General features: G+C 71.0%; 8 protein-coding genes. 1 reads left to right on the top strand and 7 read right to left on the bottom strand.

The genetic code is table 11. The annotated features are described in order from the left end of the window. Positions 1 to 53: 53 nt before the first annotated feature. Complete coding sequence (hisD, locus tag H9640_RS10705) at positions 54 to 1379, bottom strand: histidinol dehydrogenase (protein ID WP_191790681.1); 1326 nt, start codon at positions 1377 to 1379, stop codon at positions 54 to 56. Between the two features lie 94 nt (positions 1380 to 1473). Between hisD and H9640_RS10700 the strand changes: the two genes are divergently transcribed. Further along, positions 1474 to 1701, top strand: a complete 228-nt coding sequence (locus H9640_RS10700) for an RNA-binding S4 domain-containing protein (protein WP_191790680.1) — start codon at positions 1474 to 1476, stop codon at positions 1699 to 1701. A gap of 53 nt (positions 1702 to 1754) precedes the next feature. Here the strand turns inward: H9640_RS10700 and H9640_RS10695 are convergent, their stop codons facing one another. The 6 genes from H9640_RS10695 to H9640_RS10670 form a co-directional block, all read right to left on the bottom strand. After that, on the bottom strand, positions 1755 to 2162 hold the full coding sequence (locus H9640_RS10695; protein WP_191790679.1) for a pyridoxamine 5'-phosphate oxidase family protein: 408 nt from the start codon (positions 2160 to 2162) through the stop codon (positions 1755 to 1757). Positions 2163 to 2172: 10 nt separating this feature from the next. Then, on the bottom strand, positions 2173 to 2703 hold the full coding sequence (locus H9640_RS10690; protein WP_191790678.1) for an NUDIX domain-containing protein: 531 nt from the start codon (positions 2701 to 2703) through the stop codon (positions 2173 to 2175). After that, positions 2700 to 6257 carry a DNA polymerase III subunit alpha gene (gene dnaE, locus H9640_RS10685; protein WP_191790677.1) on the bottom strand — a complete coding sequence of 1186 codons (3558 nt, stop codon included), beginning with the start codon at positions 6255 to 6257 and terminating at the stop codon, positions 2700 to 2702. Before dnaE ends, H9640_RS10690 begins: the two co-directional genes overlap by 4 nt. A 187-nt stretch (positions 6258 to 6444) precedes the next feature. Beyond that, entirely contained in the window at positions 6445 to 6912 is a 468-nt protein-coding gene (locus H9640_RS10680) for a GNAT family N-acetyltransferase (protein ID WP_191790676.1), read from the bottom strand. A 43-nt stretch (positions 6913 to 6955) separates the two neighbouring features. Beyond that, positions 6956 to 7894 carry an RluA family pseudouridine synthase gene (locus H9640_RS10675; protein ID WP_191790675.1) on the bottom strand — a complete coding sequence of 313 codons (939 nt, stop codon included), beginning with the start codon at positions 7892 to 7894 and terminating at the stop codon, positions 6956 to 6958. Then, the gene (locus H9640_RS10670; RefSeq protein WP_225227003.1) at positions 7894 to 8646 is read right to left on the bottom strand and encodes a signal peptidase II; all 753 of its coding nucleotides are present in this window, start codon (positions 8644 to 8646) and stop codon (positions 7894 to 7896) included. Before H9640_RS10670 ends, H9640_RS10675 begins: the two co-directional genes overlap by 1 nt. Positions 8647 to 8754 lie beyond the last annotated feature (108 nt).

Raw genomic sequence — 8754 nt, 5'->3', positions numbered from 1 at the left:
CCCCCCCCCCCCCCCCCCCCCCCCCCCCCCCGCTCTTTCGGGACGTGCCGCGCCTACTGGAAGCGCGCCCTGATCGCCTCGCCGTGCGCGGGCAGGTCCTCGTCGTTGGCCACGGCCACGATGCGGTCCGCCAGCTCCTGGAGCGCGTCGGCCGAGTACTCGACGACCTGGACCGCGCGCAGGAAGCTGTGCACCCCGAGCCCGCTGGAGTAGTGCGCGCAGCCACCGGTCGGCAGGACGTGGTTGGAGCCCGCCATGTAGTCGCCCAGCGGGACGGGCGAGTACGGGCCGACGAAGATCGCGCCCGCGCTCTGCACCCGCTCGGCCACGGCGGCGGCGTCGGCCGTCTGGACCTCGAGGTGCTCGGCGCCGTACGAGTCGACGACGTCGAGACCCTGCTCCAGGTCGTCGACCACGATGATCGCGGACTGCGGCCCGGACAGCGCCTGCGCCACGCGCGCCGCGTGCTTGGTCTCGGGGACGAGGTCCACGAGGCGGGCATCGACGGCCGCTGCCAGCTCGACCGACGGTGTCACGAGCACGGCCGCGGCGTCAGGCGTGTGCTCGCCCTGGCTGATGAGGTCGAGCGCGACGTGCGTGGGGTCCGCGCCGCCGTCCGCGAGGATCGCGATCTCGGTGGGACCTGCCTCGGAGTCGATCCCGACGACACCGCGCACGAGCCGCTTGGCGGCCGCGACGTAGATGTTCCCCGGACCCGTGATGACGTCGACGGGCTCGCACAGGTAGTCGCCGTCCTGCGGCTCGCTGCCCGCGGCGCCGTACGCGAACATCCCGATCGCCTGGGCCCCGCCGACGGCGTACACCTCCTCGACGCCCAGCAGCGCGCACGCCGCGAGGATCGTGGGGTGCGGCAGGCCGTCGTTCTCGCGCTGCGGCGGAGAGGCCACCGCGAGCTCGCGCACGCCGGCCTCCTGCGCCGCGACGACGCTCATGATGACCGACGACGGGTAGACGGCGATCCCACCGGGCACGTAGAGCCCGACGCGACGCACCGGGATCCAGCGCTGGCGGACCTGGGCTCCCGGCGCCAGGTCGACCGAGAACGGCTGGGGGCGCTGGGCGGCGTGCACCGTGCGGACGCGGCGGATCGCCTCCTCGAGACCGTCGCGCACGAGCGGGTCGAGCGTCTCGAGGGCCTGGGCCATGCGCTCCGCCGGGACCCGCAGGTGGACCGGTCGCACGCCGTCGAACCGCTCCGAGAGGTCCCGCAGCGCCGAGGCACCGTGCAGGCGGACGTCATGCAGGATCGGGGCGACCTTCTCCGCGGCGTCCTCGACGCCGATCTCCGGACGAGGCAGGATCTCCGTGAGCTCACGGGGAGACAGGGAACGACCACGCAGGTCGATGCGATTGATCACCGACCCATCGTAGGCCGGGCCGCGAGCCGACCTCCAGGCCATTCAGCAGGTGGGCAGGTCCCCGGCACGTCCCGGACGCGAGAGAATGGTCCTCATGACCACGACACCCACGGTGGAGATCACCGACGACGTCATCCGCCTCGGCCAGTTCCTCAAGCTCGCGAGCCTCGTCGACTCCGGTGCCCACGCCCGCGACCTCATCTCGGAGGGAGAGGTCCAGGTCAACGGCGAGGTCGACACGCGCCGCGGCCGCCAGCTCCGCAAGGGCGACGTCGTCACGGTCGACGTGCCGACCGGCCAGATCGGCGCGATCGTCGGCTAGCAGCCGGGGGGTACCGGGCGCCCCGGCTGCCCAGCAGCCGCCCCCCGTACCCCTCAGAAGGCCATGTAGCTCGAGCTCATGACCTTGTCCGCGACGATCCGCAGGACGACGCGGCGCGGGTTGACGCGCGGCTCCTTGTAGCGCCGCGTGTACCGGCGCACGGCCTCGGCGACCTCGTCGGGGTCGCGCGAGACCGAGATGGTGCCCTCGAGGGTGATCCACCGCCCGCCCTCGACCTGGCAGACGGCCGCCCGGGGGCGAGCCCCCTCGGGCGTGAGGCGCTCGGCGTTGAGCGCCTTGACCGACGTGTCGTTCGTGGTGATCCGCACGACCCCGGTCTCGGGGTCCCAGGTGAAGCCCACGGGCACGACGTGCGGGCTGCCGTCCTCCCGCAGGGTGGTCAGGGTCGCCAGGTGGCGCTCGGTCACGAAGACGCGCTGCTCGGGGGTCAGGTGGATCACGACCGCGAGTCTACGTGTCCTGGCCGGGCCCGAAGCCGTAGGTCGTGACGGGCGGGACGGTGCCCTGTGCGAGCGCGGTGAGCACCGCGGCCTCGTGCGGCACGACGGGGGTGGGCAGGGCGGAGAGCGCGAACCAGCGCAGGTCGGCGGCCTTGTCCCGCTCGACGACCACCGGCTCGCCGGCCCACGTGCGGCTCGCGAAGAAGAAGTCGACCCGTTGCTCGATCGGTCCACCGCCCGGACGCGTGCGGTGCATGACCGTGAGCGGTTCGAGGTCCGCCGTCGCGACGTCGATCCCCAGCTCCTCGCGCGCCTCCCGCCGCGCGGCGGCCAGCACGCTCTCGCCCTCCTCGACGTGCCCGGCCGCGGCCGCGGCCCAGTGGCCGTCCATGTACCCGGTGTTCCGCCGGAGCTGGAGCAGGACCTCGTCGCCGCGACGCAGCAGCACGTAGGCAGCCGGGATCACCTGGAAGCGCCCCGGGGAGCCGTCCGGCGCCGGGAGGTACCCGCCCCCGGGCCCTGGGCCCTCGGTTCCGGTCACACCGTGAGGCACGTCGGCCCGAGCAGCGCCTTGAGGTCCCCGTACAGCGCAGGGCTCTTCTCGACGCGCAGGGTGTCCTCGAGCCGCATGACCTTGGTCCGGCCAGGGCTCGTGAGCTTGAGGTGGACCTCGGTCACCCCCGGGTGCGTCGAGAGGATCTCGCGCAGCCGCTCGACCACGGGCTGGGTGCAGCGCGACTCGGGCAGGCTCACCAGCACCGGCGTCTCGGCGACCGTCGAGATGTCCGGGAGCGAGACCTCCATGGCCTGGAGCTGCATGGTCTCGTCACGGCGTCGCACGCGACCCCTCAGGACCACGACCTGGTCCTCGGCGAGGATCGTCGAGTACGCGAGGTACGTCTCGCCGAAGAACATGACCTCGACCCCGCCCTCGAGGTCCTCGATCGTGACCGCGGCCCAGGGGTTGCCGTTCTTGCTCATCTTGCGCTGGAGCGAGGTGATGAGGCCGGCGATGACGACCGTCGAGCCGTCGGGGCGTGCCTCGTCCGCCATGAGCGCGGCGATCGACGTGTCGGCCGCGCGTGTCAGGACGTGCTCGAGCCCCGACAGCGGGTGGTCGGACACGTACAGGCCGAGCATCTCGCGCTCGAACGCGAGGCGCTGCTTCTTGTCCCAGTCGGGGATGTCGGGCACGTCGACGCTGAACGACATGGCGGGATCCTCGGCGCCCAGGTCGGCGAAGAGGTCGAACTGCCCCTTGGCCTCCTCGCGCTTGACGCTGATGACCGAGTCCACCGCCTGCTCGTGCACCACGAGCAGCGCGCGCCGCGCGTGGTCGAGCGAGTCGAACGCCCCCGCCTTGATGAGCGACTCGATGGTCCGCTTGTTGCACACCACGGCGGGGACCTTGTCGAGGAAGTCGGTGAAGGACCCGAAGGTCCCCTTCTCCTCGCGGGTCGCGACGATCGCGTCCACCACGTTGGCGCCGACGTTGCGGACCGCGGTCAGGCCGAAGCGGATGTCCTTCCCGACGGCGGTGAAGTTGGCCGACGACGAGTTCACGTCCGGCGGCAGGACCGTGATCCCCATGCGGCGGCACTCGTTGAGGTAGAGGGCCGACTTGTCCTTGTCGTCGCGCACGCTCGTGAGCAGCGCGGCCATGTACTCGGTCGGGTAGTTGGCCTTGAGGTAGGCGGTCCAGTAGGAGACGACACCGTACGCCGCGGAGTGCGCCTTGTTGAACGCGTAGTCCGAGAACGGCAGCAGGATGTCCCACAGCGTCTTGACCGCGGCCATGGAGAAGCCGCGCTCCTTCATGCCGTTCGAGAAGCCCTCGAACTGCTTGTCCAGCTCGGACTTCTTCTTCTTGCCCATGGCACGGCGCAGGATGTCGGCCTGGCCGAGCGAGTACCCGGCGACCTTCTGCGCGATGGCCATGACCTGCTCCTGGTACACGATCAGGCCGTAGGTGGTCCCCAGGATGTCCTCGAGGGCTTCCTCGAGCTCGGGGTGGATCGGAGTGACCTCCTGCATCCCGTTCTTGCGCAGCGCGTAGTTGGTGTGGGAGTTGGCTCCCATGGGGCCCGGGCGGTAGAGAGCGCCCACGGCCGAGATGTCCTCGAAGTTGTCGGGGCGCATGAGCTTGAGCAGCGTCCGCATGCCGCCGCCGTCGAGCTGGAACACGCCCAGGGTGTCGCCGCGCCCCAGGAGCTCGTACGTCTTGGGGTCGTCGAGCGTGAGCGCCTCGAGCTCGACCGGGTCCTTGCCGTTCATCACGATGTTCTCGAGCGCGTCGTCGAGGATCGTGAGGTTGCGCAGCCCCAGGAAGTCCATCTTGATCAGGCCGAGGCCCTCACAGGTGGGGTAGTCGAACTGCGTGATGACCGCGCCGTCCTGCAGGCGGCGCATGATCGGGATGATGTCGATGAGCGGCTCGCTCGACATGATGACGCCGGCCGCGTGCACGCCCCACTGGCGCTTCAGTCCCTCGATGCCCTTGGCGAGCTCGACGACGCGCTGCGCGTCGGGGTCCGCCGAGTGGATCTGGCGGAACTCGTCGGCCTCGTTGTACCGCTTGTCGTCGGGGTTGAAGATCCCCGTGAGCGAGATGTCCTTGCCCATGATCGCGGGCGGCATGGCCTTGGTGAGCTTCTCCCCCATCGCGAAGGGGAAGCCCAGGAGACGCGAGGAGTCCTTGAGGGCCTGCTTGGCCTTGATGGTGCCGTACGTGACGATCTGGGCGACGCGGTCCTCGCCGTACTTCTCCGTCACGTAGCGGATGACCTCACCACGACGACGCTCGTCGAAGTCGACGTCGAAGTCGGGCATGGACACACGGTCGGGGTTGAGGAACCGCTCGAAGATCAGGCCGTGCTGGAGCGGGTCGAGGTCCGTGATGCGCATCGCGTACGCGGCCATGGAGCCCGCACCCGAGCCACGCCCCGGCCCCACGCGGATGCCGTTGTCCTTGGCCCAGTTGATGAAGTCGGCGACGACGAGGAAGTAGCCCGGGAAGCCCATCTGCACGATGACCTGGGTCTCGTACTCGGCCTGCTTGCGCACGGCGTCCGAGATGCCGTCCGGGTAGCGGTAGTGCAGGCCCTTCTCGACCTCCTTGATGAACCAGGAGGTCTCGTCCTCGCCCGGGGGGCAGGGGTAGTTGGGCATGTAGTTCGCGGAGGTGTCGAAGCTGACCTCGCACTGCTCGGCGATGAGCAGGGTGTTGTCGCAGGCCTCGGGCAGCTCCTTCCAGATGTGCCGCATCTCGGCTGCCGACTTCACGTAGTACCCGTCGCCGTCGAACTTGAAGCGGTCCGGGTCGGCGAGCGTGGAGCCGGAGTTGATGCACAGCAGCGCCTCCTGGGAGTGGCTGTCCTCCTTCTTCACGTAGTGCAGGTCGTTGGTCGCGACGAGCGGTGCCCCGATCGTCTCGGAGAGCCGCAGCAGGTCCTTGATGACACGTCGTTCGATGTCGAGCCCGTGGTCCATGAGCTCGACGTAGAAGTTCTCCTTGCCGAACACGTCCTGGAGCTCGCCGGCGGCCTGCACGGCCGCGTCCCACTGGCCGAGCCGCAGCTTGGTCTGGATCTCGCCCGAGGGGCAGCCCGAGGACGCGATCATGCCCTTGCCGTAGCGCTCGAGCAGGTCGCGGTCCATGCGGGGCCACTTGCCCATCTGGCCGTCGAGCGAGGCGAGCGAGCTCGCGCGGAAGAGGTTGTGCAAGCCCTCGTTGTTGCGGGCCCACATCGTCAGGTGCGTGTACGCGCCACGGGCCGAGACGTCGTCGGACTCCTGGCCCTTCTCGCCGAAGCGCACGCGCGTCTGGTCGAAGCGGCTCGTGCCGGGCGTGACGTACGCCTCGACGCCGATGATGGGCTTGATGCCCGCCTGCGTCGCCTTGGACCAGAAGTCGAACGCCCCGAAGATGTAGCCGTGGTCCGTGGTCGCGATGGCCTTCTGCCCCAGGCGCGCGGTCTCCTCGAAGAGGTCTCCGAGCCGCGCGGCGCCGTCCAGCATCGAGTACTCGGTGTGGACGTGCAGGTGGACGAAGTCGTCGGACTTCTGGGTGCTTCCGGGGGCGACGGCAGACGGCATGCGACGAGTCTAGATCGACCCACCGACGCCTCCCGGCGTGTCGCCCGACGACACCGGCGTGTGCCTTCTCTCATGCCCGCCCGACGGCGCCACGAGCCTCACGGGCTCGGCGCCCCGGGGCATGGGTCGCCCCACGAGGGACGGCGGCTGGAACCGTTCGCGGCCCGTGACAGCCCCCGTCTGCGCGTCAGCCGCGCAGGCGCAAGGTCTTCGCGGCGTCCCGGTGGTCGATCCCCGCGTCGAGGTACACCGGCCCGTACACCTCGTACCCGAGGCGTTCGTAGAAGCCCGTGGCCTGCGTCTGCGCGCTGAGCTCGATCCGGACCCTGCCGTCCGCCGCGTGCTCGGCGAGCGCGATCTCCTCGAGCGCGCGCATGACCGTCGCGCCCGCGCCCGTGCCTCGGGCGGCGCGGGCGACCGCGACCCGTCCGACGTGCACCTCGCCCGGGTGGGCAGGGTCGGAGAGCAGGCGGCCGGTCCCCACGACGAGCCCCGTCGCGTCCCGGACCACGACATGGGTGGTGGTCGGCGCGAAGTCGGCGTCGTCGATCTCCTCGGCGAGCGGGACCTGCTGCTCGTCCACGAAGACCGCCAGCCGCAGCGCGTGCGCCTCGGTGAGCTGTTCGGGCGTCCGGACCCGTTCGGTCGTCAGCATCGTCGTCCTTCCGTCGGCGGACCCGCGAGCCCGCCGAGCCGGGTCAGGAGTACGCCCCGCGCACGACGTCGAGCGCACGCGCCAGGTCGTCGGGGTACTCGCTCGTGACCTGCGTCCACCGCCCGGTCGCCGGGTGCTCGAAACCGAGCTGCACCGCGTGCAGCCACTGCCGCGTGAGCCCGACCTTCTTGGCCAGCACCGGGTCGGCCCCGTACGTCAGGTCACCCACGCAGGGGTGGCGCAGCGCCGAGAAGTGCACGCGGATCTGGTGCGTGCGACCGGTCTCGAGGTGCACCTCGACGAGCGAGGCCGCCGGGAGCATCTCGAGGACCTCGTAGTGCGTGACCGAGGGCTTGCCCTCGGCCGTCACCGCGAACTTGTAGTCGGCCGACGGGTGGCGCCCGATGGGCGCGTCGATCGTGCCCGTCGTCGGCTCGGGGTGTCCCTGGACGAGCGCGTGGTAGACCTTCTCGACCGTGCGCTCCTTGAACGCACGCTTGAGCACCGAGTACGCGAGCTCGCTCTTGGCGACCACCATGAGACCCGAGGTGCCGACGTCGAGCCGGTGCACGATGCCCTGGCGCTCCGCGGCCCCCGACGTCGAGATGCGGTACCCCGCGGCGACCAGGGCACCGACGACCGTCGGCCCCGTCCAGCCGGGCGAGGGGTGCGCCGCGACGCCGACGGGCTTGTCGATGACCACCACGTCGTCGTCGTCGTACACGATCTTCATCCCCGGCACGGGCTCGTCGACGACCTGCGGCGTGGACGCCTCCGGCTCGTCGGGGATCTCGACCTCGAGCCAGGCCCCGGCGACCAGGCGGTCGGACTTGCCGAGCTCCCGACCGTCGACGCGCACCCCGCCCGCGGCGGCAACCTCGGCCGCACGCGTGCGCGACAGGCCCAGCAGGCGTGCGAGGGCCGCGTCGACCCTCTCGCCGGCCAGCCCGTCGGGCACAGGGAGCGAGCGCACCTGGCCCATCAGGACTCCGTCCCGGTCGTCGACCCGGTCGTGCCGGAGGCCTGGGGACCTGCGCCCGGCGCGGTCCTCGTCCCGGCACCCGGCGCGGGGGCGTCTGGTCCGTGCTCCACGACGGGGGACGCGTCGTCCCCGGCCTCTGCGGTCGCCGCCGTCTCCTCCACGTGCCGCTGGCCGTCGATGCCGATGCCCTGGACCGAGAGGATCGCGATCATCACCGCGGCCGCCACGACCGCGATGTCCGCGACGTTCCCGATGAACAGGTCCCCGTACCCGATGAAGTCCACCACGTGCCCCTGCGCGAAGCCCGGCTCGCGGAAGATCCGGTCGATGAGGTTGCCCAGGGCTCCACCGAGCAGCAGCCCGAGGGCGACCGCCCAGCCGCGCGACCCGATCTTGCGCATGCTGCGCACGATGAACACGATCACGACCGTGACGACGATCGTCAGGATCCAGGTGTAGCCCGATCCGATCCCGAGCGCCGCCCCCTCGTTGCGGATGAACGTCAGGTGGAGCCACTCGCCGAGGAGCTCGATGGTCTCGTGACCCTCGAGCTCGGCGACGGCCCAGATCTTGGTGACCTGGTCGACCAGGATCACGAGGGCCGCGAGCACCACGACCCACAGGACGAGGCGCCGCGGGGCGACGGTCACGCGCGGGGGGACGTCCGTGGCGGGGGCCGCGGACACGGCCCCGGTGCCACCCTCGGACGGGTCGGCGGGCGCGGGCTGCTGGGGAGAGGGAGTCGATGGCATCGGCGGCAAGTCTGCCATGTCCGGCCGCTGGTCCACGATCCGGGACGGCGAAGGCCCCCCGCCCCCGGGGGGCCCCCACGACCCCGCAGGCCAGCATGGTCGAGGTCG

The organism is Oerskovia gallyi (assembly GCF_014836745.1).
GTDB lineage: Bacteria > Actinomycetota > Actinomycetes > Actinomycetales > Cellulomonadaceae > Oerskovia > Oerskovia paurometabola.
Note: the sequence above shows the minus strand (reverse complement) of the source record. Positions and strands in the feature narration are given on the sequence as shown.

Bases quoted from the DNA above. Each gene is read 5' to 3' on its own strand.
- H9640_RS10700 (WP_191790680.1), top strand. From the start codon at position 1,474: ATGACCACGACACCCACGGTGGAGATCACCGACGACGTCATCCGCCTC.
- dnaE (WP_191790677.1), bottom strand. From the start codon at position 6,257: ATGCCGTCTGCCGTCGCCCCCGGAAGCACCCAGAAGTCCGACGACTTC.
- H9640_RS10680 (WP_191790676.1), bottom strand. From the start codon at position 6,912: ATGCTGACGACCGAACGGGTCCGGACGCCCGAACAGCTCACCGAGGCG.
- H9640_RS10675 (WP_191790675.1), bottom strand. From the start codon at position 7,894: ATGGGCCAGGTGCGCTCGCTCCCTGTGCCCGACGGGCTGGCCGGCGAG.
- H9640_RS10670 (WP_225227003.1), bottom strand. From the start codon at position 8,646: ATGCCATCGACTCCCTCTCCCCAGCAGCCCGCGCCCGCCGACCCGTCC.